This is a genomic window from Neptuniibacter sp. QD72_48 (assembly GCF_047778065.1).
Classification (GTDB): Bacteria; Pseudomonadota; Gammaproteobacteria; order Pseudomonadales; family Balneatricaceae; genus Neptuniibacter.
Map to the genome: position 1 here is coordinate 3,568,580 of NZ_CP180547.1, position 26,755 is coordinate 3,595,334.

Below are 26,755 nucleotides of genomic sequence, written 5' to 3' on the forward strand. Positions count from 1 at the left end.
TCCAATCACAAAGGGGCCGGAATTTTAATCAATTCCGGCCCTAAACGTCAAATACTGGATACTATTTATTCAATATTTTCGAATAAATCGTTATTCAGCATCTGGCATTGAAGCATTTAGCGCTTCTGTCAGTGCCTGCTGAACTTCTTCAGCACTTACTGTAACGGACTCACCTTCAGCAGGTTGAGCACGTTTGCGCTTACGCTCTTCATGGTAAGCAAGACCTGAACCCGCTGGGATCAGACGACCTACTACCACGTTTTCTTTCAGACCACGCAGGAAGTCCTGCTTGCCTGTTACCGCACCTTCCGTTAGAACTCGAGTTGTTTCCTGGAAGGATGCTGCTGAGATAAAGGACTCAGTAGCCAAAGACGCCTTAGTGATACCCAATAGTACGCGATCGTACTTAGCTGGGATCTTACCTGCAGCTTCTAGCTCTTCGTTCTCTGCCAACACAGCTTGGTATTCAACCTGATCACCTGGGATGAATGTAGAATCACCCGCAGATACGATCTCAACTTTACGCAACATCTGACGAACAATTACTTCGATGTGCTTATCGTTGATGCCTACACCCTGTAGACGGTATACGTCCTGGATTTCACCAGTGATGTATTTCGCCAACTCTTCTACACCTAGTACGCGTAGAATGTCATGCGGGTTAGACGGACCATCAGAAACAACCTCACCCTTCTCAACATGCTCACCTTCAAACACGTTTAGGTTACGCCATTTCTGGATCATTGTTTCATGTGGCTCTGCATCACTTGGAGAGATTACAAGACGTTTTTTGCCTTTAGTCTCTTTACCGAAGCCGATTAGACCAGAAACTTCTGCAAGAATTGCAGACTCTTTCGGTTTACGTGCTTCGAATAGATCCGCAACTCGTGGCAGACCACCGGTGATATCCTTGTTCACAGTACCTTCTTGAGGAATACGTGCAAGAACGTCACCTACTTGTACTTCAGCGCCATCGCTAAGGTTCATGATCGCTTTAGCTGGTAGTAGATACTGCGCTGCAGAATCTGTACCCGGATGCATTACTTCATTACCTTTAGCATCCAATAGCTTGATCATAGGACGAATATCTTTACCTGCTGCTGGACGATCTTTAACGTCCAATACCTCAGTTGTAGATAGACCTGTTAGCTCATCAGTCTGGCTCTTAACGGTAATACCGTCTTCCATACCTGAAAGCTCAACCTTACCCGCCACTTCAGAGATGATTGGGTGAGTATGTGGATCCCAGTTAGCTACAATGTCGCCTGCTTCAACAGAGCTACCGTCTTTAACTTTGATCACAGAACCGTATGGAAGCTTGTAACGCTCACGCTCACGGCCGTGCTCGTCTGTTACACCTAGCTCGCCAGAACGAGAAGTCGCAACCAACGCACCATCTGGACGCTCTACAAACTTAAGATTGTGAAGACGAATTTCACCGCCATTCTTAACCTGAATGCTATCTACAGCAGCTGCTCGAGATGCCGCACCACCAATGTGGAACGTACGCATTGTTAGCTGTGTACCTGGCTCACCGATTGACTGAGCAGCGATAACACCTACTGCTTCGCCCGGGTTAACCAAGTGACCACGACCTAGATCACGACCGTAACAGCTCGCACAGATACCATGACGAGTACGACACGTGATTGCACTACGTACGATGATCTCATCGATAGAAGAGTACTTCTCGTCGTTTTCTAGACGATGTTTCCATGCCTCATCGATTAACGTACCCGCTTCGATTAGAACTTCTACACCTTGCGGGTCTAGTACATCGACAGCCACTGTACGACCTAGAACACGATCACCAAGCGCAACTACTACGTCACCGCCTTCGATCAGAGGTACCATCACAAGACCTTCTTCAGTACCACAATCATGCTCTGTGATAACTACGTCTTGTGCTACGTCTACTAGACGACGTGTTAGGTAACCGGAGTTAGCTGTCTTCAATGCCGTATCGGCTAGACCCTTACGAGCACCGTGAGTCGAGATAAAGTACTGAAGTACGTTTAGACCTTCACGGAAGTTCGCAGTGATCGGTGTTTCGATGATAGAGCCATCCGGCTTAGCCATAAGACCACGCATACCCGCCAACTGACGAATCTGTGCAGCACTACCACGGGCACCGGAGTCGGCCATCATGTATACAGAGTTGAAAGATTCCTGCTCGGACTCTTCGCCATCTTTTGTTACAACCGGCTCAGTCTTCAAGTTATCCATCATCTTCTTAGCCAACAATTCGTTAGCACGAGACCAGATATCGATAACTTTGTTGTATTTCTCACCCTGAGTTACCAAACCATCAGCGAACTGACGTTCGATATCCATTACCTCAGCTTCTGCTTCATCGATAATAGTTGTTTTCTCAGCTGGAATTTCGAAGTCGTTAACACCGATAGAAACACCAGACATAGTTGCCTGACGGAAGCCCATGTACATCAGTTGGTCAGCAAAGATAACTGTATCTTTCAGACCACAGCGACGGTACGCTTCGTTAAGAAGGCGAGAGATCGCTTTCTTCTTCATTGGCTGGTTAACAAGCTCATAAGGTAGACCTGCTGGAACGATTGCGAACAACAACGCACGACCGGCTGTTGTTTCTTTCATTTCAGTAATCGTTTCTAGGTTACCTTCGATGTCACGAATGCTTTCAGTAACACGTACTTTAATCTTCGCCTGAAGATCAAGTTGACCTGCACCTTGTGCACGCTGAATCTCTTCGATGTCGGCAAATACCATGCCTTCACCTTTCGCATTCACACGCTCACGAGTCATGTAGTAAAGACCCAATACAACGTCCTGAGAAGGTACGATGATCGGCTCACCATTGGCAGGTGATAGTACGTTGTTTGTAGACATCATCAACGCACGCGCTTCCAACTGAGCTTCAATAGTCAGTGGAACGTGTACAGCCATTTGGTCACCGTCGAAGTCGGCGTTATATGCCGCACAAACTAGTGGGTGTAGCTGAATAGCTTTACCTTCGATCAGTACCGGCTCGAATGCCTGGATACCAAGACGGTGAAGTGTTGGAGCACGGTTAAGTAGTACTGGGTGCTCACGGATTACTTCGTCTAGGATATCCCAAACTAGTGCTTCTTCGCGTTCAACCATCTTCTTAGCCGCTTTGATTGTAGTCGCATGACCACGAAGCTCTAGCTTGGAGAAGATGAATGGCTTAAATAGCTCAAGTGCCATCTTCTTAGGAAGACCACACTGGTGTAGACGTAGGTACGGACCTACCACGATTACAGAACGGCCAGAGTAGTCAACACGCTTACCTAGAAGGTTTTGACGGAAACGACCCTGCTTACCTTTGATCATATCAGCCAAAGATTTTAGAGGACGCTTGTTAGAGCCAGTAATCGCACGACCGCGACGGCCGTTATCTAGCAATGCATCAACAGATTCCTGCAACATACGTTTTTCGTTACGTACGATGATATCTGGAGCATTAAGGTCAAGTAGACGCTTAAGACGGTTGTTACGGTTGATAACACGACGGTAAAGATCGTTAAGATCAGATGTCGCGAAACGACCACCATCTAGTGGTACTAGCGGACGAAGATCTGGTGGAAGTACTGGTAGTACTTCAAGAATCATCCACTCAGGCTTGTTGCCTGACTTGTAGAAAGCTTCTAGTAGTTTAAGACGCTTAGAAAGCTTCTTGATCTTAGTTTCAGAGTTAGTCTGCGGTAGTTCTTCACGCAGTTGATTAACTTCTTCTTCAAGCTCAATAGAAGACAATAGCTCTTTAACAGCTTCTGCACCCATACGTGCGTCGAAGTCATCACCGAACTCTTCTAGCGCTTCAAAGTACTGCTCATCGTTCAGTAGCTGACCGCGCTCAAGCGTAGTCATGCCTGGATCGATTACTACAAAAGATTCGAAGTAAAGAACACGTTCGATATCACGTAGCGTCATATCCAGCATCAAACCGATACGGGATGGCAGAGACTTAAGGAACCAAATATGCGCTACAGGAGAAGCAAGTTCGATGTGCGCCATACGCTCACGACGAACTTTAGCTAGCGTTACTTCAACGCCACACTTCTCACAGATAACACCGCGGTGTTTCATGCGCTTATATTTACCGCACAAGCACTCGTAGTCTTTTACTGGACCAAATATTTTGGCACAGAATAGACCTTCACGTTCTGGCTTGAACGTACGGTAGTTAATAGTTTCCGGCTTTTTAACTTCACCGTACGACCATGAACGGATCATTTCCGGAGAGGCCAGAGTGATCTTGATAGAGTCGAACTCTTCAGATTGGCCCTGTGTTTTCAGCAGATTCAGCAGATCTTTCATTCTTTCAAGCTCCTAACGGAGTTCTTGCTTGAGGCCGCCCGAAGGCGACCCCCGCCTGGTATACAGTTTTGTGCTTATTCGGATTCGAGCTCGATGTCGATACCCAGAGAACGGATCTCTTTAATAAGTACGTTGAAGGATTCCGGCATACCCGGCTCCATACGGTGATCGCCGTCGACGATGTTCTTATACATCTTCGTACGACCATTCACGTCATCGGACTTAACTGTAAGCATCTCTTGTAGAGTATAAGCAGCACCGTATGCTTCTAGTGCCCATACCTCCATCTCACCGAAACGCTGACCACCGAACTGCGCCTTACCACCCAGCGGCTGCTGCGTAACAAGACTATAAGAACCAGTAGAACGAGCGTGCATTTTGTCGTCTACCAAGTGGTTCAGTTTCAGCATGTACATGTAACCAACAGTTACAGGACGGTCAAACTTGTTGCCGGTACGGCCGTCAAACAACGTTGACTGACCTGTGTCGCTCAAACCTGCAAGACGTAGTAGAGATTTCAATTCAACCTCTTTCGCACCGTCAAAAGCAGGTGTAGCTAGAGGCACACCACCACATAGGTTCTTAGCTAGCTCAAGGATCTCATCATCAGAGAAGCTATCTAGATCTTCTGTGCGGCTGTTCATGCCAGCACCCAGATCTGCATTATAGATCTGATCTAGGAAGCTACGAATCTCAGTTACTGTTTCAGTACGCTCACGCTCCTGATCCAGCATCTCATTGATACGACGACCTAAGCCTTTCGCAGCCATACCCATGTGTGTCTCTAGGATCTGACCTACGTTCATACGAGACGGTACACCCAGTGGGTTCAGTACGATATCTACTGGCTCACCGTTCTCATCGTAAGGCATGTCTTCTACAGGCATGATTACAGAGATAACACCCTTGTTACCGTGACGACCCGCCATCTTGTCACCAGGCTGTACGCGACGCTTAGTAGCAACGTAAACCTTAACAATCTTAAGGACGCCAGGTGCAAGATCATCACCTGTCTGCAGCTTGCTCTTCTTATCTTCGAAACGCTTATCTAGAGATTCTTTACGATCTTCTAGTTGCTTCTGAGCTAGCTCTAGCTGTTCAACTGCATTTTCATCAGAAACGCGGATGTTGAACCAATCAGATTTAGACAATCCAGCTAGGAATTCAGCTGTAATCTCTTCGCCTTTCTTCAGGCCAGCACCACCGTCAGCTTTCAAGCCAACAAGTACACGACCTAGACGTTCGAACGTTGCTTGCTCTACGATACGTAGCTCTTCGTTCAAATCCTTACGGATTGCGTCAAGCTCTGCTTTCTCGATAGATAGCGCACGCTCATCTTTCTGAACGCCGTCACGTGTAAATACTTGTACGTCGATTACTTTACCAACAGTACCTGTTTTAACACGTAGAGATGTATCTTTAACGTCTGATGCTTTCTCACCGAAGATCGCACGCAGCAGCTTCTCTTCTGGTGTTAGCTGGCTTTCACCTTTAGGCGTTACTTTACCTACAAGGATGTCACCTGGGCCTACTTCAGCACCGATGTGAACAATACCTGCTTCATCAAGCTTCGCTAGTGCAGACTCACCAACGTTTGGAATATCTGATGTAATCTCTTCAGAACCCAATTTCGTATCACGCGCCACACAGGTTAGTTCCTGAATGTGGATAGTTGTGAAACGATCTTCCTGAACTACACGCTCAGAAATTAGGATGGAGTCCTCAAAGTTGTAACCATTCCAAGGCATGAAGGCGATACGCATGTTCTGACCAAGTGCTAGTTCACCCATATCAACGGATGGACCATCAGCCATAACATCGCCAACTTTTACAGTATCACCAGGATTAACGATAGAGCGCTGGTTGATACATGTATTTTGGTTGGAACGTGTGTATTTAGTCAGGTTGTAGATATCTACACCTGCATCGCCCGCTGTAACTTCGTCGTCGTTTACACGAACAACGATGCGGCTCGCATCTACAGACTCAATCAGACCACCGCGACGTGCCACAACACATACACCGGAGTCTTGAGCTACGTTACGTTCGATACCAGTACCTACTAGCGGCTTATCAGCACGTAGTGTTGGTACAGCCTGACGCTGCATGTTCGATCCCATCAATGCACGGTTCGCATCATCGTGCTCTAGGAATGGAATCAATGATGCCGCAACAGATACAACCTGACGTGGAGATACGTCCATGTACTGAACTTTGTCAGGTGACATTACTGTTGTTTCGTTTAGGTGACGAACTGTTACAAGCTCATCCAATAGACGACCTTCGTCATCCATTGTTGCAGACGCCTGTGCGATTACGAATGTATTCTCTTCAATCGCAGATAGGTAATCCAACTCATCTGTTACTTTGCCATCGACTACACGACGGTATGGAGTCTCTAGGAAACCATAGTCATTTGTACGAGCAAATGTTGCCAAAGAGTTGATCAAACCGATGTTTGGACCTTCCGGCGTTTCGATTGGGCATACACGACCGTAGTGAGTTGGGTGTACGTCACGTACCTCGAAGCCCGCACGCTCACGCGTTAGACCACCTGGACCTAATGCAGAAACACGACGCTTGTGAGTTACTTCTGAAAGCGGGTTGTTCTGGTCCATAAACTGAGACAGCTGAGATGAACCGAAGAACTCTTTAATTGCAGCCGCAACAGGTTTAGCGTTGATTAGATCCTGAGGCATCAGGTTATCAGATTCCGCCATGCTTAGACGTTCACGAACAGCACGTTCAACACGAACCAGACCTACACGGAACTGGTTTTCTGCCATTTCACCAACAGAACGGATACGACGGTTACCCAAGTGATCAATATCGTCCACGGTACCTTTACCGTTACGGATATCAATCAAGGTCTTCATAACCTCAAGAATATCTTCTTTGTCTAGTACGCCAGATCCAGTAACTTCTTCGCGACCTAGACGGCGATTGAACTTCATGCGACCAACAGCAGAAAGATCGTAACGCTCTTCAGTGAAGAAAAGGTTTTCGAACAATGCTTCAGCAGATTCTTTTGTTGGTGGCTCACCAGGACGCATCATACGGTAGATTTCTACCAATGCTTCTAACTGGTTACGCGTAGGATCATTACGTAGCGTATCTGAGATGAATGGACCACAATCTAGATCATTCGTGTACAGAGTTTCGAACTCAGTGATATTTGCAGCGCGAAGCTGTTCAACCAGTTCTTCTGTAATCTCAGCGTTACAGCCACAGATCAACTCACCTGTAGATGGATCAATAACATCTTTTGCAATCGCCTTACCAGCCAAGTACTCCATTGGTACTTCAAGCTGTTCCATATTGGCTTTTGCCATCTGACGAATGTGACGAGGCGTGATACGACGACCCGCTTCAACAATCACATTACCTTCAGGATCTTTCACTTCAAAAGATAGTGTCTCACCACGTAGACGATCAGCAACCAACTTCATGTTGATTGTTTCAGACGTCAGGTTCCAAGACGTGTTATCGAAGAAGATATCTAGGATCTCTTCAGCCTGGTAACCCAAAGCCCGCAACAAGATAGTTGCTGGCAGTTTACGACGACGGTCAATACGTACGAATAGGCTATCTTTTGGATCAAATTCAAAGTCTAACCAAGAACCACGGTAAGGAATCACTCGCGCAGAGTAAAGTAGCTTACCAGAAGAGTGTGTTTTACCTTTATCGTGATCGAAGAACACACCTGGTGAACGGTGTAGCTGAGATACGATTACACGCTCAGTACCGTTAACTACGAAAGTTCCGTTTTCAGTCATCAAAGGCATTTCGCCCATGTAGACTTCTTGTTCCTTGATGTCTTTTACGGCTTTGTTGCTGGATTCACGGTCATAAATAACCAGACGAACTTTCACACGCAAAGGCGCTGCGTATGTAATACCGCGTATTTGACACTCTTTTACGTCAAATACAGGCTCACCCAGACGGTAGCCAACATATTCTAGAGATGCATTTCCAGAATAGGACACGATCGGGAAGACGGAGTTAAATGCTGCATGCAGACCAGCATCTAAACGATCTGCTGCTTCAACCCCTGTCTGCAAAAACTTTTTATAGGAGTCAAGCTGAATTGCCAGCAAGTAAGGCACATCCATTACTTGCGGCAATTTACCGAAGTCCTTACGGATGCGTTTCTTTTCAGTGTATGAATAAGCCATCAGTGTTCCCCAGCAAGTGCACCAATTTATAAGCAGGCCGAAAACCCGTTTCGGACTGTGTTACCGCTATTTATTTGCTGTCTATAAATAACGGAAAAAGGCCGGTGGCATATAGCCACCAGCCGTCAGCACTTCGAACAGAAATCTGTTCGGATTAGCATGAAGTTATTACTTAACTTCAACAGAAGCGCCAGCTTCTTCCAGTGCTTTCTGAAGTTCTTCAGCTTCTTCTTTGCTAACGCCTTCTTTAACAGCAGCTGGAGCGCCGTCAACGATGCCTTTAGCTTCTTTCAGGCCAAGACCTGTAGCGCCACGTACTGCTTTGATTACGTTAACTTTCTTATCGCCAGCAGCAGTTAGGATAACGTCAAATTCAGTTTTCTCTTCAGCAGCCGCACCAGCATCGCCAGCAGGACCAGCAGCTACAGCAGCAGCAGCAGTTACACCGAATTTTTCTTCCATTGCTTCGATAAGAGCAACAACGTCCTTAACAGACATTTCAGCAATTGCGTTTAGGATATCTTCGTTAGTCAGAGACATTTTCTATATTCCTGATATTTGTAAGCCCGAAGGCTCATTAAAACTTGTATAAATAAAGGTGCGTATAAACTTACGCAGCTTCTTCTTTCTGGTCGCGAACTGCTGCAATAGTACGGCATAGTTTGCCGGCTGCAGCTTCTTTCATGCAAGCCATCAGCTTCGCAATTGCTTCGTCGTAAGTTGGCAAGCTTGCTAGCATAGCCACGTCTACAACTTCACCTTCGAATGCTGCTGCTTTCAGTTCAAAGTTCTCATTGTCTTTCGCAAAGTTCTTCAGGATACGAGCGCCAGCGCCCGGGTGTTCCTGAGAGAAAGCAATGATACTTGGACCTTTGAAAGTGTCCTGTAGGCATGCATAGTCAGTGCCTTCAACTGCGCGCTTAGCAAGCGTGTTACGTACAACTTTAAGCCATACGCCGTTTTCACGAGCTTCTTTACGCAGTGCAGTCATATCGCCTACTTCAACGCCGCGGGAATCCGCAACAACAGCAGACAGAGCACTAGATGCAGCTTCCTGGACTTCAGCGACGATCGCTTTTTTATCTTCGAGTCCTAATGCCACGATTTACTCCTGGAGTAGTCTTTCGACTTATTACCAACCGCCTCATTTCTGAGGCTTTCCGAGTACGGTGGTTTGATTCAAATACAGAATCTCACCGTCTGCGCAGGCTGGTTTAGCCCATTAAGATAAGGAAACCCTTATCACCTGCGGTCTTTGACGGCCTTCATCTCTGTGTAACAGGTACAGAAGACCCTCAAAAAACCTTTCATGTCGATTAAACTTCTAGAGAAGCCTGATCAACTAGCAAACCTGGACCCATAGTAGTCGACAGGGTTACTTTCTTAAGATACACGCCTTTAGCAGAAGCTGGTTTCAGCTTCTTAAGGTCAGCAACTAGTGCTTCGATGTTCTGCTTGATAGCAGCCGCTTCGAAGTCAGCTTTACCAACACCTGCGTGGATGATGCCGTTCTTGTCAGTACGGAAACGAACCTGACCAGCTTTAGCATTGTTTACAGCAGTAACAACATCTGGAGTTACTGTGCCAACTTTAGGGTTAGGCATTAGGCCACGCGGACCTAGAACCTGACCAAGCTGACCAACAACACGCATTGCGTCTGGAGTTGCGATAACAACACCGAAGTCCAGATCGCCACCTTTCATCTGCTCTGCTAGGTCTTCGAAACCAACAACATCAGCACCTGCAGCTTTTGCTTTCTCAGCGTTTTCGCCTTGAGCAAATACAGCTACACGAACATCGTTACCAGTACCGTTTGGCAGTACAGTAGAACCACGAACAACCTGATCAGATTTACGCGGATCAACACCAAGGTTTACAGCAACATCAACAGTCTCTTTGAACTTAACAGTAGAAAGTTCAGATAGTAGAGAAACTGCATCTTCAATAGAGTAAGCTTTACCCGCTTCAACTTTCTCAGCGATTAGCTTCTGACGCTTAGTCAACTTAGCCATTACTCATCACCCTCCGGAATCAGACCCATGCTACGCGCAGTACCTGCGATAGTACGTACAGCTGCATCCATATCTGCAGCAGTTAGGTCAGGCATTTTAACAGTTGCGATCTCTTCCATCTGAGCGCGAGTAACGTTACCCACTTTCTCAGTATTTGGACGACCAGAACCGCTCTTAAGACCTGCAGCTTTCTTCAGAAGAACTGCTGCTGGAGGTGTTTTAGTGATGAAAGTAAAGCTACGATCAGCATAAACAGTAATTACAACAGGAACTGGCAAGCCGTTTTCCATGCTCTGAGTTTGAGCATTGAACGCTTTACAGAATTCCATGATGTTAACACCATGCTGACCTAGGGCAGGACCTACTGGTGGTGACGGGTTAGCGCCGCCGGCAGGAACTTGCAGCTTGATATAAGCTTCAATCTTCTTAGCCATTTTTATTTAACTCCTAGTGGGTTCAAACGCCTTACAGCTCCCCATTTTCTCAAGACAGAAAAACCCCAGCTCTCGCTGAGGTTATTCCTTAAAACTCTAAATCAGGCTTTTTCGACCTGACCGAAATCCAATTCAACCGGTGTAGATCGACCGAAAATCAACACTGCCACCTGCAGCTTGTTCTTCTCGTAGTTAATCTCTTCAACCACACCATTAAAGTCAGCAAACGGCCCATCGATAACTCGAACCATTTCACCCGGCTCGAATACAGTCTTCGGACGCGGCTTATCAACACCGCTCTCAACTCGACTTAGGATCTCGTTAGCTTCTGCTTCTGTGATCGGCGCAGGATTACCTGCAGTACCACCGATAAATCCAAGAACGTGCGGCGTATTCTTAACCAAGTGCCAGCTTTCATCATTCATATCCATGTGCACCAACACATAACCTGGATAGAACTTACGCTCAGATTTACGTTTCTTACCGTCACGGATTTCAACAACCTCTTCGGTAGGCACTAACACCTCACCAAAAAGATCCTGCATAGAATGCAGCTCAATTCGTTCTTTCAGCGTATTCATTACACGCTTTTCGTACCCGGAGTACGCATGAACAACATACCAACGCTTAGACATGCTTATCAGCCTCTTAACCTATTGCTCCAGATACTAACCAGCTCAACAATGAGTCAAGCCCCCACAACGCCAAACCCATAATCAGAACCACAACCACAACAATCGCTGTTGTCTGCGCTGTTTCTTGACGTGTCGGCCATACTACTTTGCGAATTTCCTGCTTTGCTTCTTTAAACAAAGTAAAAAACGCTTTCCCTTTTGCTGTTTGCAGAGAGATAAAACCTGCAATCAACGCTAACACAAGCAGTGCAACCACACGGTAGAACAAAGACTGATCTGCGTATACAGAGTTACCTACAACGCCCGCAGTAACAATTGCTACTACAGCGACCCACTTAAGGGCATCAAACTTTGAACCTTCGGAATTCACTTTGGCATTCACGCTTAGGGCCTCAGGATTACTTAAAAATAGCTTGTGTCTTGATGCCATCTCAGAAAAGAGATGGCAGGCCAGGAGGGACTCGAACCCCCAACCTGCGGTTTTGGAGACCGCTGCTCTGCCAATTGAGCCACTGGCCTACTGCATAATAGGGAGGCATATTGTATAAGCCTCCCTACCAGTTGGCAATACCTAATTGTTGATTTTATTCAACAATTTTAGATACAACACCAGCACCTACAGTACGGCCACCTTCACGAATCGCGAAACGTAGACCTTCTTCCATTGCTACTGGGTTGATTAGTGTAACGTCCATTTGAACGTTATCACCAGGCATTACCATTTCTACACCCTCTGGAAGCTCACATGCACCAGTGATGTCAGTTGTACGGAAGTAGAACTGTGGACGGTAACCTTTGAAGAATGGAGTGTGACGACCGCCTTCTTCTTTGGATAGTACGTATACTTCACCCTCGAAACGAGTGTGAGGAGTGATAGAACCTGGAGCTGCTAGTACTTGACCACGCTCAACCTCTTCACGTTTAGTACCGCGCAGTAGAACACCAACGTTCTCACCAGCACGACCTTCGTCAAGAAGCTTACGGAACATCTCAACACCAGTACAAGTAGTAGTCGTAGTTTCTTTGATACCTACGATTTCAACTTCTTCACCAACCTTGATGATACCGCGCTCAACACGACCAGTTACTACAGTACCACGACCCTGGATAGAGAATACGTCCTCGATAGGCATGATGAATGCACCGTCGATAGCACGCTCTGGCTCTGGGATGTAAGAGTCTAGAGTTTCAACTAGAGTCTTAACAGCAGTAGTACCAAGTTCGTTGTCGTCTTCGCCGTTTAGGGCCATTAGAGCAGAACCTGGGATGATTGGAGTGTCATCACCTGGGAATTCGTACTGGTCTAGAAGCTCACGAAGCTCCATTTCAACCAATTCTAGCATCTCAGCGTATTCTTCAGAGTCAGCACCACCACAGTCTTCTGCTAGTAGGTCTGCTTTGTTTAGGAATACTACGATGTAAGGTACACCTACCTGACGAGATAGTAGGATGTGCTCACGAGTCTGTGGCATTGGACCATCAGTCGCGCCACATACAAGGATCGCGCCATCCATCTGTGCAGCACCAGTGATCATGTTCTTAACATAATCGGCGTGGCCTGGACAGTCTACGTGTGCGTAGTGACGTTCTGGAGAATCATACTCAACGTGAGAAGTTGCGATTGTGATACCACGCTCACGCTCTTCTGGAGCGTTGTCGATACCGTCAAATGCAACAGCGTCGCCGCCCCATACTTCTGCACATACGCGAGTTAGAGCTGCTGTTAGAGTAGTTTTACCGTGGTCAACGTGGCCGATTGTACCAACGTTAACGTGCGGTTTTGAGCGTTCAAATTGTTCTTTAGCCATCAGTCTGTCCAGTGCAAATTAATTTACAAAGTGCCAAATATAACAAAGGGCAGATATATTACTATATCTACCCTAAAAATAAATTCTGGAGCTCAAGAGCGGAATTGAACCGCCGACCTCACCCTTACCAAGGGTGTGCTCTACCCCTGAGCTACTTGAGCTTAGTCTCACTTGGAGCGGGTAGCGGGAATCGAACCCGCCTCTTCAGCTTGGAAGGCTGAGGTAATAGCCACTATACCATACCCGCCTTACTGTGAATGGTGGTGAGGGGTGGATTCGAACCACCGAAGCTTACGCGTCAGATTTACAGTCTGATCCCTTTGGCCACTCGGGAACCTCACCAACAATTTCAAAACTTCACTGACCTATGAGATGGTGCCGGCACCAAGAGTCGAACTCGGGACCTACTGATTACAAGTCAGTTGCTCTACCAACTGAGCTATACCGGCGTCTCAATGAAGTGGCGCGTATGTTACCACCGAATCAGGGCTTTGCAACCCCTTTACACAACTTTTTTTCAATTTTTATAAAATAATAGTTTTCTTTGACTATTTCTTTGATTTTACTGGATAAATTTCGATCACCTGAGGCATCCATTACAACAACATAGCGAGTTCCAGTAGATTCGCGCTTTTCTACACGACTATCAATTGCTAGTGACGATAGTACCTTTACCTGCTCTACAGCCGATTCTTTATTACTATAACCTTCTAGGCTGTATTCAAAGTCCAGTAATTCGTCACCAACTTCACTTAACACCTTGTTTTCCAGGTAATCCATTAAAGCCAAGCGTTTCTTTAGATCTTCCGGTAAGGAAATCACTACCACATAGCTAGCAACAGTTACTTCTATCGCTTTATATTCAGCCTGACCGCCTAAACCGACAATAAATTGCGTCACGGCAGCTGCTTTTACATCGGTTTCAAAACCAGTAAACCACAAACACTCTTGCCGGCTAGACTTCTCAGCCTTCAGCCTTTCAAGAGCATCCTGATCCATCTCAGCAACCAGCTTTAATGTATTCAGCTGCTGGCGAGCCTCAGAGATTTTATTGGCCTCTGGCTCTAGCTGGATCGAATGCCAAAACAGTAATACCGCATTGGCTAATAATAGAAAGAGAAACAACCAACGAAACATAACTAAGCCAACGCCCAAGCCAAACCGTCTAAGACTAAATCAGGCTCTAGGTGCCCGCATCCAGCCATCTTGTAGAACAGCTCGCCATCACCGCCTGTTATATAGAGCGCGCTATGCTCAATTTTTAGATCCTTTACAATTTTTTCCGCCAAAGCAACAAACGCAAAATCAATTCCGTTAGACACGGCTGAATTTGTATCTTTGCCTGGCTGAGGATTAAAGGACTTAAGTGAATGATCGATAAGAATTTCAGATGTGTTTTCTAATAGGCCTTTTTGCATCAACCTGAGACCAGGAATGATATGACCGCCTATATGTTGTCCTTTATGATCAACGTGATCGACAGTAATCGCACTTCCACAATCGACCACACAACAAGCGCCACCCGCTTTTTTAAAGGCCGCTAACATAGCCAACCAACGATCAACCCCCATCCGCTCCGGATCGACATAGCTATTTTTTAATCCAGCTTGCTCTGCTGTTGTTTTAGCAAATAAAGGCTCGACTTGCTCTAGCGCTTGAAAAATTGCTTGCAGTTGCAGGCTTATCTCTTTACCTGCAACTGACGTTACTCTGATTTTTGAAAATTTTTGTAGCCAGCTATCCGGAATTGACTGCTCGTTCAATTCTCGCGTTAACAGCTTACCTCGAGCACCATTCTGTTCGAGCACTCGCCACTTTATAAACGTATTGCCAGCATCTATTTCAAGAATCATAAGTTTCGCTGAACACTCACTTCTCCACCGTGAAAAGCCTGCACGCCAGACGGCGTTTGTAGAAGCAGTGCGCCGGAGGTATCGATACCGTTGCAAACACCTTCTACCATCTTCTCACCAACCTGCAATACGATCTCTTTATTCTGCATAGCATGGTAGGACTGCCACTCATCAACCCATGCAGCAAAGCCTGTGCGCTCAAACTCTTCAAGCCTTACTACTAGCTGATTAATAACTTCGGCTAATAGTCGATTGCGGCTTACATCAGTGCCAGCAATAGTTTTAAGATCGGTCCAAGGCTGATCGATATCTTCAGCCTGTTCTTTTGGCATATTCACATTCATACCAACACCAATAATCACTTGGCATTGACCGGACGCTTCTCCATTTAACTCAATCAAAATCCCTGCAAGTTTTTTGCCTTGATAAAGTAGGTCGTTTGGCCATTTCAGCTCAACCCCATCAACCGAGAGTACTTCCAATGCTTTAACAAGAGATAGACCGATCAGCAGACTCAAACCCTCAAGTGCTGCAGCGCCCTGCTCAAATCGCCATACTAAAGAGAAATAAAGATTGCGAGCAAAAGGGCTAACCCAGCTGCGACCTCGTCGACCACGACCTTCTGTCTGCTGCTCAGCAACAAACAAACGCCCATGACAATCTCCCTTCTGAGACTCCTTCATAGCCATCTCATTAGTAGAGGCAATGGTTAACGGAATCTCTGGACATTTAATTAGTTCTGCAACCTCTGGGCGTAAAGCAGATTTAATCTGCTCATAATCCAGTAGCTCTACACCACCCGGGACTCGATAACCTCGCCCTTTAACACTGTAGACTTCAAGACCGCTTTCTTCGATACGGCGTATATGTTTCCAGATCGCACTACGGCTGATTCCAATTTCCTCTCCCAATTCTCGACCGGAGTGGAATTTGCCATCAGCTAGAATAGACAACAACGAACGGAGCGTCATACTACTTTGCCTTCTTTAAATTTTATCTAAAACAATAAAGCTATAGTTGTATGGGTTAGGTCCTTCTGCAGAGAAATCTTCTCTACCCACTTCTTTCCAATTTTCTCGCGCAAACTCAGGGAACCAAGCATCCCCTTCTATTTCTGCATCAACTTCTGTCAGATATAAACGATCAGCCTTCTCTAACGCTTGCGCATAAATCTGACCGCCACCAATGACCATCGCCTCGGATGCACCATCGATCATTGCTACACTTTCAGCCATATCAATAGCCGCTTCTAGGCTAGAAACAACTTTGACACCTTGAGGCGCATAAGATTCCTGTCTAGAGATAACGATATTGGTGCGCCCAGGTAGTGGACGGCCTATAGACTCATAGGTATTTCGCCCCATGATAATCGGCTTACCCATAGTCACTTGTTTAAAGTAACGTAGATCTTCAGGTAAGTGCCATGGCAGCTTATTGTTAACGCCAATCACTCGATTTTTAGCTTGTGCAACAATAATTGCTAAGTTCATCGAAACTCCTAATCGACTTATATCGCTAAGATATTAAGCATCATTTTATATTCTTACCAAAAATACTTAACATTCGGTAACATAATCTCACTGAATTTAAACACAGGGTTAAGCACAAACCAATGAGACAATACCTAGATCTGTGCCAAAGAATTATCGATGAAGGCGTTTGGGTAGAAAACAAACGCACAGGCAAACGCTGCCTTACCGTCATTAATGCTGATTTAACTTATGACGTCGGCCAAGGGCTGTTCCCTATGGTGACTACGCGCAAGTGCTTTTACAAATCAGCGATTGCAGAGATGTTAGGTTATCTCCGCGGTTATGATAACGCAGCAGATTTTCGCAAGATTGGCACCAAAACATGGGATGCCAATGCCAACGACAATGCTGAGTGGCTAGCTAATCCATATCGAAAGGGTGAAGATGATTGCGGTTTCATCTACGGAAAAGTAGGCAGAAACTTCCCAAAACCCGATGGCGGCAGTATCGACCTATTGCGCAAAATTGTGGATAACCTATCAAACGGTATTGATGACCGTGGTGAGATCTATACCTTCTATCACCCGGGCGCCTTCCACATGGGCTGCTTACGACCTTGCATGTATAGCCATCATTTCTCACTGCTAGGCGATACACTTTACCTAAACAGCACTCAGCGAAGCTGCGATGTGCCATTAGGTCTGACGTTTAATATGGTGCAGGTGTACTTCTTGCTAGCGATCGTAGCGCAGATCACCGGTCATAAACCGGGTAAGGCGTATCACAAGATCGTAAACGCCCATATTTATGAAGACCAAGTCGAGCTAATGCGTGATGTGCAGCTTAAACGTGAGCCGTTACCGTTACCGACCTTTAAAATCAATCCAGATATCAAAACGCTGGAAGATTTAGAAACATGGGTAACCGTTGATGACTTTGAAGTTGATGGTTATCAGCACCATGACCCAATTCAGTATCCGTTCTCGGTTTAGATCAGACAATAAAAAAAGAGGCCTATTTGGCCTCTTTTTTAAGCTCAATTTCATCCGCGCTTATAAGCGAGCCCAACCAACAACATCCCCAGCAGTATCATCGGCAAAGAAAGCAACTGACCCATGGTTAGCCACTCAAATGCGATAAACTGAAGATGCGCGTCCGGTTCACGCACGAATTCTACTAAAGATCGGAACAAACCATAGAGCAGTAGGAATAATCCAGAAACAGCCATTTTCGGTCGCGGTTTAGATGAGAACCACCAAAGCACCACGAATAGCACAAGCCCTTCTAGTGCAAATTCATACAACTGAGAAGGATGACGAGGCAGATCACCTCCGCGAGGAAATACCACACCCCAAGGCCCATCGGTAACACGCCCCCAAAGCTCACCACCAATAAAGTTACCAATACGGCCTGCACCTAAACCAATCGGCACCAAAGGCGCTACAAAGTCCGTCATGGTAAATAGGGATTTACCGTGTTTACGACCAAACAGATACATGGCCGCGATAACACCGAGCAAACCTCCGTGGAAAGACATCCCCCCTTCCCAGATAGCAAATAGCCAAAGCGGATCTTGCAGGAATCGATCAAGGTGATAGAACAGGACATACCCCATTCGACCACCCAATACCACGCCCATAGCACCCCAGAAGATCAGATCTGATATCTGCTCTTCAGTCCAGCCAGAACCAGGTAAACGCGCTCGCCTTACACCTAGCCACCAAGCTGCGGCAAAGCCGATCAAATACATCAAGCCGTACCAATGAATCTGCAATGGCCCAACATCTAATGCAATCGGGTTGATATCATGAACCCACACAGCACTACTCCTAAACTAGATTACTGATTAAGAAACGCAGCCCTACACAGAATAAAAAGACTGCAAAAATCCGTTTTAAAACTGGTCCTGGCAGACTGTGCGCCCATTTAGCACCAAACTTAGCAAAATAAGAACTGGTCAAAACAATACCTGCAAATGCAGGTAGGTAGACATAACCTGCACTCCAATCAGGCATATCAGCATTCCCCCAACCTTCCCAAACATTGGTTAACGCCGCCATTACTGCAATCGGAAGACCACAGGCAGCTGAAGTAGCCACTGCTTGTTGCATCTGTACTCGCCCCCAGGTGAGATAAGGCACTGTCAGGGTTCCACCACCAATACCAAAAATACTGGAAAGCCAACCAATCACACCACCTGAGATAACAAAAGATTTGGTACTCGCCGATATTTCACCCGCATCAGGCTTTAAGTTCAACGCCATTTGGATCGAAACCAAAATAGCAAAGCCGCCCAACGCAATTTGTAGCCATTCACCAGTCATTTGCCCCGCAGTTTTAACGCCGAGAAATGCACCCAACAAAATACCAGCTGTTAAAGGCTTAAAAATATCCCAGCGGACTGCACCTTTGCTGTTATGTGCCATAGTAGAGCTGATCGAAGTCACTACTATGGTCGCTAAAGAGGTGGCAACCGCTGCATGGGTTAACACGCTAGGCGCCATCCCCTGCAATTCAAAGCAAAAGACCAATACCGGCACGATCAACAGACCACCACCAATACCAAATAAGCCTGCAACAACCCCTGCTGCTGCGCCTAGAATTAAGTAGGTAAGAATTGTGATCAGCATCTTTTATCCTTTACTCTGCCTTTGTGCGATTTGCACTTACAATAAAAACGATCGCTATATTACCCAATTAATGGCCTATTACCTATGTGCTTAATAACATTCGCGTATAAGACCCACCCTAAGTACTCCCTGATTTTACTCGCCAATCGCGACGAGTTTTATCAAAGAGCCAGTCAAGCGATACATTTTTGGCCCGATCAGACTCAGGTGCTTGCCGGAAGGGATCTAGAACAGATGGGCACTTGGTTGGGCATCAATAAAGCAGGAAAGTTCTCAGCCGTTACCAATTTTCGTGATGGCAACAACATGGCCAAATCGAAAAAATCTCGCGGTGAGCTTACAGCCAATTTTTTAACGGGTTCTACTGATGCGAAAAGCTATTTAGCGCAATTGGAGAAAGAAAAATCACAATACGGCGATTTTAATCTGCTTACAGGGGACAAAACAGGTCTGTACTACAGTTCTAACCGCGGAGGCCAAACGCAGCAATTACAACCCGGCGTATACGGAATGAGTAATGCGCTTCTAGACACGCCTTGGCCAAAGCTTACCCAAGTAAAACAGGCGCTAGTAGATAAAATCGAAAATGAGATGATTTCTGAGCAGGCTTTGTTTGAGATTATGCTTAACGATCAACAGGCTGCAGACGAAAACTTGCCGGACACCGGCGTACCTTTTGAATGGGAAAAACAGCTCTCTTCTAGCTTTATTCGATCAGAGACTTATGGCACTCGGGCTATAACGCTCCTTCTGCAAGAACTCGATGGCTGCACAACAGTTATCGAACAAGGATACGACTATAATGGCCCCTTAAAAAGAAGTGAGTATCAACTTACTTTGCCAGCCTTAGGGTAGCGACCTCAAGGAAAAAAACAGACTAAACAACAACCGGCTGTTTTGGCAGCGCTATACCCAAGTCAGTGAGACGCTCATTGATAAACTGCTGAATACGATCAGCATCATCCATCGCCATCACATCTTTCAGGAGTTGACCCGCATCTTCCTTACTCACTTGGCGGATTGCCGCTTTTACTTTAGGCAGATTGGTCGCGTTCATTGATAGCACGTCATAGCCCATTGCCATCAACAGCAAAGCACCGCCTGGCTCAGACGCTAATTCACCACAGATAGACACTGTAACGTTTTCTTTATGGGCTTCTCGCGCAATGAAAACCAGCGCCCTAAGAACAGCGGGATGGTAACTAACATACAGATCAGCAACACGAGGGTTATTACGATCTACGGCAAGCAGATACTGAGTAAGGTCGTTGGAACCCACTGAGATAAAATCGACACGACGGGCAAATCGGCGTACCTGATAAACAGCAGCCGGCACCTCAACCATCACACCCACCAATGGACGCTCTATATCATGCCCTTCATCTTGCAGTTCTTTAACTGCACGATCAATCTGACGACTTGCTTCTTCTACTTCGCCTACGCTGGTCACCATCGGCAACATGATACGTAGATTACCGTAACCTTCACCTGCTTTAAGCATTGCGCGTACTTGCACAAGGAAGATCTCAGGATGATCCAGCGTCACTCGGATACCACGCCATCCCAAGAATGGGTTTTCCTCTTCAATTGGAAAGTAAGGTAGTGACTTATCTCCACCGATATCCAAGGTACGCATTGTCACTGGGCGAGGATGGAATGCTTCTAACTGTTTACGATACGTCTGTGCTTGATCCTGCTCACTCGGGAAGAACTCTCGAATCATGAAAGGCACTTCGGTTCGATACAGTCCGATACCTTCTGCGCCACGATCCAGTGAACGCGCCACATCGGCGATCAAACCTGTATTTACCCAAAGAGGCATACGGAAACCATCTGTAGTTTCCGCAGGAAGGTCCTTAATCGCTTCAAGTTCGGCAGCCTGCTCTTGTTCACCGCGCAAGATATCTCTGTAGGCCGTTAGTAGATCTTCTCCCGGCTGAACATAGATTCGACCTGAGTAGCCATCAAGAATCAGCTCTCGACCATCAATACGCGTCAAGGGCAGATCCACTGCTCCCATAATGGTCGGAATACCCATGGAACGAGCAAGGATCGCAGCATGAGAATTACTGGAGCCATGAACAGAAACTAAACCGACCAACTTCTCGCTCGGCACTTCACCAAGCATCGCCGGAGTTAATTCATCAGCAACCAGTATGGTTTCATCGGTAAATTCGAGTACCGCCGGTGCGTCTTCTTGCAGATAGGCGAGCACTCGACGCCCTAAATCTTTGATATCAGTCGCACGTTCACGCAGATAGGGATCATCCATCATCGAAAACTGACGCACATGTTCCGTAACAACTTCACGGAGCGCACCTTGCGCCCAGTTCCCTTGACGAATTCGAGCAACCACTTCACCAGCCAAAGCGTTGTCATCCAACATTCGAAGATAAACATCGAACAGCGCCTGCTCTTCAGAACGTAAACGCTGGGCTAAACTGCGCCCAACTACTTTGATATCCCGTCGAACAAGCTTTAACGCAGCTTCAAAGTTCGCAATTTCCTGCTCTACATCTTTGGCAACTTTATCCGGAACTGAATTCAGATCTGCAGGAGGCGCAACAACCGTAGCCGAACCAATAGCTACGCCAGCAGAACCCGGTACACCTTCAAAGCGTAAGTTAACAATCTCGCTACTAGGCTCTTCACCCATCGCACCTAAAGAGCCTGTGGCTTCAGCATGAGCAATCGCACCTGCTAGTTGCGCAGATAATGTAACCAGAAAAGCTTCTTCGCTCTCATCAAAACGGCGCTGCGCTTTTTGCTGAACAACTAAGACCCCTAAAACACCGCGGTGATGGATAATCGGCACACCGAGGAAAGAGTTAAAACGCTCTTCACCAGTGGACTCAACATATTTGTAGGCGGGATGTTCAGAGGCGTTTTCAAGGTTAATCGGTTCGGCACGATCCACCACCATACCAACCAAGCCTTCTTCGGCAGATAAGCGAACACTACCTACCGCTTCTTGATTTAGACCCTCGGTCGCCATCAAAACATAACATTGATCCTCGGGATCAAATAGATAAACAGAACAAACCTCTGTGGACATAGCACGCTGGATGCGACGCACAATCAGATTCAGTACCGAGTCCAAATCTGGCGCGATACTGACTTCCTGTACAATCTTCTTCAACACATCCAGCATTCAGTGTCTCTCCTTCTAGGTATTTATGGCATTAAATCTCGATAGTTTAGGTGATAATTCTCGCATTGCCTTGCGATACACCTCTCGTTTAAATGACACAACCTGTCCTAGCGGATACCAATAGCTCACCCAACGCCAACCATCAAACTCTGGCGATTCAGTGTGATCAATTTTTACCGCACTATCTGCGCTTAACATCCGTAGCAAAAACCATTTTTGCTTCTGGCCAACACATACCGGATGCGAATTGCGCCGGATCATTCGTTTGGGCAATCGGTATCTCAACCAACCTCGGGTTACTGCAACAATTTCTACATCTTCTGCAGCAAGTCCAATCTCTTCTCTTAATTCGCGATACATTGCTTCTTCAGGGGTTTCATCCTCATTGATTCCCCCCTGCGGAAACTGCCAAGCATCTTGGCCAATTCGTCTTGCCCAAAGGACCTGACCCAGCGAGTTAGCCAGAATGATACCGACATTCGGCCTGAACCCATCTGAATCAATCACTTTAGTTATTCCTAATTATTTTTCAGCTATTGTTCCATAATTCTTTGATACTCAGCAAATCCCTTTTCAGACAATTGCATTCAAAGCATATCCTCCCTATCCTTGCGACACTATCTTATTCGTTGAGGAACCTCTTTTGAGCTTAGCAATTTTTGATCTGGACAATACTCTTCTTGCCGGTGACAGCGATCACGCATGGGGCGAATTCCTGTGCGAAAAAGGAATTGTAGATAGCGATGAGTATAGTCGCGCAAACGACTACTTTTACGAGCAATATAAGAATGGCGGATTAGATATTTTCGAATTCCTTACCTTTGCTCTAAAGCCTTTGGCTCAGATGCAACGTGCAGAACTAGATAAACTGCATTTAGAGTTCATGGAATCTAAAATTATTCCAATTATGCTGCCTAAAGCGGCTGAGCTTCTACAGAACCACCGCGAACAAGGTGATTACTTGCTTATTATCACAGCGACTAACCGCTTTGTAACAGGCCCTATCGCAGACAAGCTGGGCGTTGACGACATTATTGCAACAGACCCAGAAGAAGTGGATGGCGAGTACACAGGCAAAGTTGCGGGTATACCTTGCTTCCAAGATGGCAAAGTAACGCGCCTGAATGAATGGTTAAAACATAATGACTTCAATTTAGAAGGCAGTTATTTCTATAGTGATTCCCACAATGACTTACCGTTGCTGGAGAAAGTAACTCATCCAGTCGCAGTAAACCCAGATGAAACGCTGGAAGATCATGCCAACGCCAACCTTTGGCCTGTGCTTGATCTACGTTGATCAGGTGTAAACATCCGCACAAAAAAGAGAGGCAATAGCCTCTCTTTTTTATTTCTGTTAAAACTCAATCAAAATGTTCTGCAAAATGACGAACATCGTGAGCTAACTTATCAATCTTATCGGCAGCCTTTTCCATCTCTGCCAAAACAGCCGCACTGATCGCTGACTCAATCAACAGTGCTAACTCATCAAAATGCTCTTCACCAATATCGTTACACATTACTGTTGGTAATCTCTCCTTAAAAGACGAGACAACATGTTGAGCATGTGCAGTTTGTTTCATTGTCATCGTTTTACTCCTTAACTCTTACTTATGCACTGGGTGACGATCAATTTGCCCTTGGGCATTGCTGACGATTTGCGGATCCGGCTGAAGATCAATCTCTTCACTTTTATTCGGATAAGGCATACGACTAAGTAGATGGCGCATTGCATTAAGTCTTGCGCGCTTCTTATCGTCAGACTTAATCACAGTCCAAGGCGCATCTGCTGTGTCGGTATAGAAAAACATCGATTCTTTGGCTTCTGTATATGAATCCCACTTATCCAAAGAGGCCAAATCAATTGGAGAAAGCTTCCATTGTTTCAACGGATCTACACGGCGAGCCTGAAAACGTCGGAACTGCTCGTCACGGCTTACCGAGAACCAGAACTTAAACAGTTTGATGCCACTTCGCGCCAGCATACGCTCCAGATCAGGGGTCTGACGCATAAACTCTAAATACTCAGATGGCGAACAGAAGTTCATTACTTTCTCAACCCCAGCACGGTTGTACCAAGAACGGTCAAACAGCACTATCTCACCAGCCGTAGGAAGATGGTTGATGTAACGCTGGAAATACCACTGTCCTTTCTCTTGCTCGGTCGGCTTTTCCAACGCCACCACACGTGCACCACGGGGATTAAGGTGCTCCATAATACGTTTGATGGTTCCGCCTTTACCGGCTGCGTCACGCCCTTCAAAGAGGATAACAACACGCTGCCCGGTCTCACGCACCCAGTTCTGCATCTTCAACAGTTCTATCTGCAGCTCTTTTTTACGCTTTTCGTATTCTTTGCGGGAAATTTTTGTATCGTAAGGGTATTCGCTGGACTCAAACAGATCAGTAACTTCCTGATCCAGCAGTACAGTAGGGCAAATTTCTTCTTGCGGTGGCAAGATCACATCTGCAGTTTGAACATCAACATCTGGGGTCTGTAACTCCTGGTTCATAGGCTTACCTCTCTAGTTCGGTTAATCAGTATTACTGATTATGCGCCTACTACATCAGGAGTTTCTGATATAGATCAAACAACCATTAGTATTTTAAAAGTTAACGTTCCCTCTATAATTATTCTTCGGTATGATCCCCGCCCTTTCCGATTAAACCTTCACGGAATAACAGCCCTTAAGCCACCACTTTACAGTGCTTCAAGGACTCATTTAGCTCATGCATCAACATGCTTCGCGTGATGATACCCACTAGCTTATTCTGCTCAACCACTGCATACACTTTTGGTTTATCCAAACCCATCTGCTGAGCTAAATCGACAATACTCAATCCCGGTGAAACCGTAAGTGGATCGGTACGCATAATATCGCCAACAATTTCGTGGCTATCACAGTGATAACTGTCGGTAACTAAATAAGGCAAACAATCAAACTCTGATAAAAAGCCAACCACCTTCAAGTTTTTATCTACTACCGGTAAGCCTAAATACCCAGAATCTAGAATATGAGAAACCGCCTCAACTAGGGGCATATCTGCACTTAGCGGCTTATTCACAGGAAACATTGCATCTTTTACTTGTAACATAACCCTACCCACCTGTTTTATCTTGCTGATTACAGTCTGGCAAAGAACTCGAAAATGACAAATTCACAACAAAAAAGGGGAGCTGTTAAAGCTCCCCTTTTTGATCGATTCGCCAAAGCTATGGGCATGGATTCGGATAGCGGACATGAATCGCTTCAATCTCCGCCAGTAAACCTTCATCAAGGTTAAGGTTTACGGAGTCTATATTGGCTGTCAGCTGCCCCATGGTCGTTGCGCCAATAATATTACTGGCGACAAAATCACGACTATTAACAAAAGCCAACGCCATCTGAGCTGGATCCAAATTATGCGCTCGCGCTAGCGATACATACTCTTCAGTCGCTTTTATACCTTGTTCATTCAGATATCGAGTGTAATCAGGAAACAGGGTTAAACGGCCCTTCTCAGGCTGAGCGCCATTAAGGTACTTGCCACTCAAGGTACCAAATGCCATTGGTGAATACGGCAGTAGAGACACCTGCTCACGCATCAAAACCTCGGTTAAACCCACCTCAGAGGAGCGGTTTAACAAATTGTAGGGATTCTGTACGGAAACAACTCGCGGCAGGCCTAATTGCTCAGCATAAGCTAGAAACTTCATGGTTCCCCATGCCGTTTCATTGGATAAACCCACATATCTAATCAAGCCTTCATCCACCAGCTCTTTTAAAATGTTTAGGGTTTCCAAAATTGCTGCCCCATCGTTTTCTGGAGCATGCTGATAGCCTAACTTACCAAAGAAATTAGTGGTGCGATCTGGCCAGTGGAGTTGGTATAAGTCGATATAATCGGTTTGAAGACGCTTTAAACTGCCTTGGATCGCTTCACGAATATTTTTGCGATCAAAATGCATATCAGGGCGGATAAAGCTGACAAAATCTCCAGGCCCCGCAACCTTTGTTGCAACGATCACCTTATCGCGGTTATTCCGTTGCTTCATCCAGTTACCGATGTAGGTCTCTGTTAGCCCCTGATAACGCTCATCCACAGGCACTGGATACATCTCAGCAGCATCAAGAAAATTGACACCTTGCGCCCAGGCATAATCCAGCTGTTCAAACGCTTCGACCTCAGTGTTTTGTCGACCGAAGGTCATAGTTCCCAGACAGATCAGACTCACATTGAGATCAGTATTACCTAGCTGACGATATTGCATGGTAAAGCTCCTATCTGGG

The 26,755-nt window shown here is 46.1% G+C and carries 24 protein-coding genes and 5 tRNA genes; 3 read left to right on the forward strand and 26 right to left on the reverse strand.

The window, feature by feature from the left end:
• Positions 1-90: 90 nt before the first annotated feature.
• From rpoC to folA, 18 genes are all read right to left on the reverse strand, one after another.
• Positions 91-4,317: a DNA-directed RNA polymerase subunit beta' gene (rpoC, locus tag ACMXYX_RS16430; protein WP_415906292.1), complete on the reverse strand. Its 4,227-nt coding sequence runs from the start codon at positions 4,315-4,317 to the stop codon at positions 91-93.
• 74 nt (positions 4,318-4,391) lie between these two features.
• Positions 4,392-8,492, reverse strand: a complete 4,101-nt coding sequence (gene rpoB, locus ACMXYX_RS16435) for a DNA-directed RNA polymerase subunit beta (protein WP_415882743.1) — start codon at positions 8,490-8,492, stop codon at positions 4,392-4,394.
• Positions 8,493-8,660: 168 nt separating this feature from the next.
• Entirely contained in the window at positions 8,661-9,032 is a 372-nt protein-coding gene (gene rplL / locus ACMXYX_RS16440; RefSeq protein WP_007021372.1) for a 50S ribosomal protein L7/L12, read from the reverse strand.
• 70 nt (positions 9,033-9,102) lie between these two features.
• Positions 9,103-9,594 carry a 50S ribosomal protein L10 gene (gene rplJ, locus ACMXYX_RS16445; protein WP_415882744.1) on the reverse strand — a complete coding sequence of 164 codons (492 nt, stop codon included), beginning with the start codon at positions 9,592-9,594 and terminating at the stop codon, positions 9,103-9,105.
• A gap of 214 nt (positions 9,595-9,808) precedes the next feature.
• Entirely contained in the window at positions 9,809-10,504 is a 696-nt protein-coding gene (rplA, locus tag ACMXYX_RS16450; protein WP_415882745.1) for a 50S ribosomal protein L1, read from the reverse strand.
• Positions 10,504-10,938 carry a 50S ribosomal protein L11 gene (gene rplK / locus ACMXYX_RS16455; RefSeq protein WP_297305736.1) on the reverse strand — a complete coding sequence of 145 codons (435 nt, stop codon included), beginning with the start codon at positions 10,936-10,938 and terminating at the stop codon, positions 10,504-10,506. The genes rplA and rplK overlap by 1 nt, the downstream gene beginning before the upstream one ends.
• A 101-nt stretch (positions 10,939-11,039) precedes the next feature.
• Entirely contained in the window at positions 11,040-11,573 is a 534-nt protein-coding gene (gene nusG, locus ACMXYX_RS16460; protein ID WP_415882746.1) for a transcription termination/antitermination protein NusG, read from the reverse strand.
• Positions 11,574-11,586: 13 nt separating this feature from the next.
• Positions 11,587-12,003, reverse strand: a complete 417-nt coding sequence (gene secE / locus ACMXYX_RS16465) for a preprotein translocase subunit SecE (RefSeq protein WP_415882747.1) — start codon at positions 12,001-12,003, stop codon at positions 11,587-11,589.
• 13 nt (positions 12,004-12,016) lie between these two features.
• Positions 12,017-12,092 (reverse strand) — tRNA-Trp (locus tag ACMXYX_RS16470).
• 65 nt (positions 12,093-12,157) lie between these two features.
• Positions 12,158-13,381, reverse strand: coding sequence for an elongation factor Tu (gene tuf, locus ACMXYX_RS16475; RefSeq protein WP_415882739.1), 1,224 nt, complete (start codon positions 13,379-13,381; stop codon positions 12,158-12,160).
• An 86-nt stretch (positions 13,382-13,467) separates the two neighbouring features.
• Positions 13,468-13,542, reverse strand: a tRNA-Thr gene (locus ACMXYX_RS16480).
• Between the two features lie 11 nt (positions 13,543-13,553).
• Positions 13,554-13,628: transfer RNA gene (locus ACMXYX_RS16485), tRNA-Gly, on the reverse strand.
• Between the two features lie 11 nt (positions 13,629-13,639).
• Positions 13,640-13,723 (reverse strand) — tRNA-Tyr (locus ACMXYX_RS16490).
• Positions 13,724-13,754: 31 nt separating this feature from the next.
• Positions 13,755-13,830: transfer RNA gene (locus tag ACMXYX_RS16495), tRNA-Thr, on the reverse strand.
• 34 nt (positions 13,831-13,864) lie between these two features.
• On the reverse strand, positions 13,865-14,518 hold the full coding sequence (locus ACMXYX_RS16500) for a hypothetical protein (protein WP_415906293.1): 654 nt from the start codon (positions 14,516-14,518) through the stop codon (positions 13,865-13,867).
• 2 nt (positions 14,519-14,520) lie between these two features.
• Entirely contained in the window at positions 14,521-15,234 is a 714-nt protein-coding gene (locus ACMXYX_RS16505) for a type III pantothenate kinase (protein ID WP_415897121.1), read from the reverse strand.
• Positions 15,231-16,205, reverse strand: a complete 975-nt coding sequence (gene birA / locus ACMXYX_RS16510) for a bifunctional biotin--[acetyl-CoA-carboxylase] ligase/biotin operon repressor BirA (RefSeq protein WP_415882750.1) — start codon at positions 16,203-16,205, stop codon at positions 15,231-15,233. Before birA ends, ACMXYX_RS16505 begins: the two co-directional genes overlap by 4 nt.
• Positions 16,206-16,220: 15 nt before the next feature.
• Positions 16,221-16,724, reverse strand: coding sequence for a type 3 dihydrofolate reductase (gene folA, locus ACMXYX_RS16515; protein ID WP_415882751.1), 504 nt, complete (start codon positions 16,722-16,724; stop codon positions 16,221-16,223).
• Between the two features lie 122 nt (positions 16,725-16,846).
• On the opposite strand from folA, the gene ACMXYX_RS16520 reads away from it, so the two are divergent.
• Complete coding sequence (locus ACMXYX_RS16520) at positions 16,847-17,698, forward strand: thymidylate synthase (protein WP_415897122.1); 852 nt, start codon at positions 16,847-16,849, stop codon at positions 17,696-17,698.
• Positions 17,699-17,748: 50 nt separating this feature from the next.
• Here ACMXYX_RS16520 and lgt read toward each other — a convergent pair whose 3' ends face one another.
• Positions 17,749-18,525, reverse strand: a complete 777-nt coding sequence (gene lgt / locus ACMXYX_RS16525) for a prolipoprotein diacylglyceryl transferase (protein WP_415882753.1) — start codon at positions 18,523-18,525, stop codon at positions 17,749-17,751.
• 10 nt (positions 18,526-18,535) lie between these two features.
• Entirely contained in the window at positions 18,536-19,336 is an 801-nt protein-coding gene (locus ACMXYX_RS16530; protein ID WP_415882754.1) for a sulfite exporter TauE/SafE family protein, read from the reverse strand.
• An 84-nt stretch (positions 19,337-19,420) separates the two neighbouring features.
• On the opposite strand from ACMXYX_RS16530, the gene ACMXYX_RS16535 reads away from it, so the two are divergent.
• On the forward strand, positions 19,421-20,191 hold the full coding sequence (locus ACMXYX_RS16535; RefSeq protein WP_415882755.1) for an NRDE family protein: 771 nt from the start codon (positions 19,421-19,423) through the stop codon (positions 20,189-20,191).
• A gap of 22 nt (positions 20,192-20,213) precedes the next feature.
• Here ACMXYX_RS16535 and ptsP read toward each other — a convergent pair whose 3' ends face one another.
• Both ptsP and ACMXYX_RS16545 read right to left on the reverse strand, forming a co-directional pair.
• The gene (gene ptsP, locus ACMXYX_RS16540) at positions 20,214-22,487 is read right to left on the reverse strand and encodes a phosphoenolpyruvate--protein phosphotransferase (RefSeq protein ID WP_415882756.1); all 2,274 of its coding nucleotides are present in this window, start codon (positions 22,485-22,487) and stop codon (positions 20,214-20,216) included.
• A gap of 15 nt (positions 22,488-22,502) precedes the next feature.
• Entirely contained in the window at positions 22,503-22,994 is a 492-nt protein-coding gene (locus ACMXYX_RS16545) for an RNA pyrophosphohydrolase (protein ID WP_415882757.1), read from the reverse strand.
• Positions 22,995-23,130: 136 nt separating this feature from the next.
• Here ACMXYX_RS16545 and ACMXYX_RS16550 point away from each other — a divergent pair, with 136 nt between their 5' ends.
• A complete protein-coding gene (locus ACMXYX_RS16550; RefSeq protein WP_415897123.1) occupies positions 23,131-23,784 on the forward strand; it encodes an HAD family hydrolase in 654 nt (217 codons plus the stop codon).
• A 64-nt stretch (positions 23,785-23,848) separates the two neighbouring features.
• On the opposite strand, the gene ACMXYX_RS16555 is transcribed toward ACMXYX_RS16550, so the two are convergent.
• The 4 genes from ACMXYX_RS16555 to ACMXYX_RS16570 all read right to left on the reverse strand — a co-directional run bounded on the left by ACMXYX_RS16555 (position 23,849) and on the right by ACMXYX_RS16570 (position 26,736).
• Entirely contained in the window at positions 23,849-24,073 is a 225-nt protein-coding gene (locus ACMXYX_RS16555; protein ID WP_415897124.1) for a phosphatase, read from the reverse strand.
• An 18-nt stretch (positions 24,074-24,091) separates the two neighbouring features.
• Positions 24,092-24,997, reverse strand: a complete 906-nt coding sequence (gene ppk2 / locus ACMXYX_RS16560) for a polyphosphate kinase 2 (RefSeq protein ID WP_415882760.1) — start codon at positions 24,995-24,997, stop codon at positions 24,092-24,094.
• A 175-nt stretch (positions 24,998-25,172) separates the two neighbouring features.
• On the reverse strand, positions 25,173-25,580 hold the full coding sequence (locus ACMXYX_RS16565; protein WP_415882761.1) for a CBS domain-containing protein: 408 nt from the start codon (positions 25,578-25,580) through the stop codon (positions 25,173-25,175).
• A 118-nt stretch (positions 25,581-25,698) separates the two neighbouring features.
• A complete protein-coding gene (locus ACMXYX_RS16570) occupies positions 25,699-26,736 on the reverse strand; it encodes an NADP(H)-dependent aldo-keto reductase (RefSeq protein WP_415906294.1) in 1,038 nt (345 codons plus the stop codon).
• Between the last annotated feature and the right edge of the window lie 19 nt (positions 26,737-26,755).

Coding starts and splice junctions, on each gene's coding strand:
- ACMXYX_RS16565 (WP_415882761.1), bottom strand. CDS start 25,580: ATGTTACAAGTAAAAGATGCAATGTTTCCTGTGAATAAGCCGCTAAGT.
- rpoC (WP_415906292.1), bottom strand. CDS start 4,317: ATGAAAGATCTGCTGAATCTGCTGAAAACACAGGGCCAATCTGAAGAG.
- ACMXYX_RS16505 (WP_415897121.1), bottom strand. CDS start 15,234: ATGATTCTTGAAATAGATGCTGGCAATACGTTTATAAAGTGGCGAGTG.
- ACMXYX_RS16500 (WP_415906293.1), bottom strand. CDS start 14,518: ATGTTTCGTTGGTTGTTTCTCTTTCTATTATTAGCCAATGCGGTATTA.
- ACMXYX_RS16520 (WP_415897122.1), top strand. CDS start 16,847: ATGAGACAATACCTAGATCTGTGCCAAAGAATTATCGATGAAGGCGTT.
- ACMXYX_RS16530 (WP_415882754.1), bottom strand. CDS start 19,336: ATGCTGATCACAATTCTTACCTACTTAATTCTAGGCGCAGCAGCAGGG.
- ACMXYX_RS16570 (WP_415906294.1), bottom strand. CDS start 26,736: ATGCAATATCGTCAGCTAGGTAATACTGATCTCAATGTGAGTCTGATC.
- ACMXYX_RS16535 (WP_415882755.1), top strand. CDS start 19,421: ATGTGCTTAATAACATTCGCGTATAAGACCCACCCTAAGTACTCCCTG.
- rplK (WP_297305736.1), bottom strand. CDS start 10,938: ATGGCTAAGAAGATTGAAGCTTATATCAAGCTGCAAGTTCCTGCCGGC.
- rplA (WP_415882745.1), bottom strand. CDS start 10,504: ATGGCTAAGTTGACTAAGCGTCAGAAGCTAATCGCTGAGAAAGTTGAA.
- secE (WP_415882747.1), bottom strand. CDS start 12,003: ATGGCATCAAGACACAAGCTATTTTTAAGTAATCCTGAGGCCCTAAGC.
- ppk2 (WP_415882760.1), bottom strand. CDS start 24,997: ATGAACCAGGAGTTACAGACCCCAGATGTTGATGTTCAAACTGCAGAT.
- nusG (WP_415882746.1), bottom strand. CDS start 11,573: ATGTCTAAGCGTTGGTATGTTGTTCATGCGTACTCCGGGTACGAAAAG.
- folA (WP_415882751.1), bottom strand. CDS start 16,724: ATGAACTTAGCAATTATTGTTGCACAAGCTAAAAATCGAGTGATTGGC.
- birA (WP_415882750.1), bottom strand. CDS start 16,205: ATGACGCTCCGTTCGTTGTTGTCTATTCTAGCTGATGGCAAATTCCAC.
- tuf (WP_415882739.1), bottom strand. CDS start 13,381: ATGGCTAAAGAACAATTTGAACGCTCAAAACCGCACGTTAACGTTGGT.
- ptsP (WP_415882756.1), bottom strand. CDS start 22,487: ATGCTGGATGTGTTGAAGAAGATTGTACAGGAAGTCAGTATCGCGCCA.
- rpoB (WP_415882743.1), bottom strand. CDS start 8,492: ATGGCTTATTCATACACTGAAAAGAAACGCATCCGTAAGGACTTCGGT.
- ACMXYX_RS16555 (WP_415897124.1), bottom strand. CDS start 24,073: ATGACAATGAAACAAACTGCACATGCTCAACATGTTGTCTCGTCTTTT.
- rplL (WP_007021372.1), bottom strand. CDS start 9,032: ATGTCTCTGACTAACGAAGATATCCTAAACGCAATTGCTGAAATGTCT.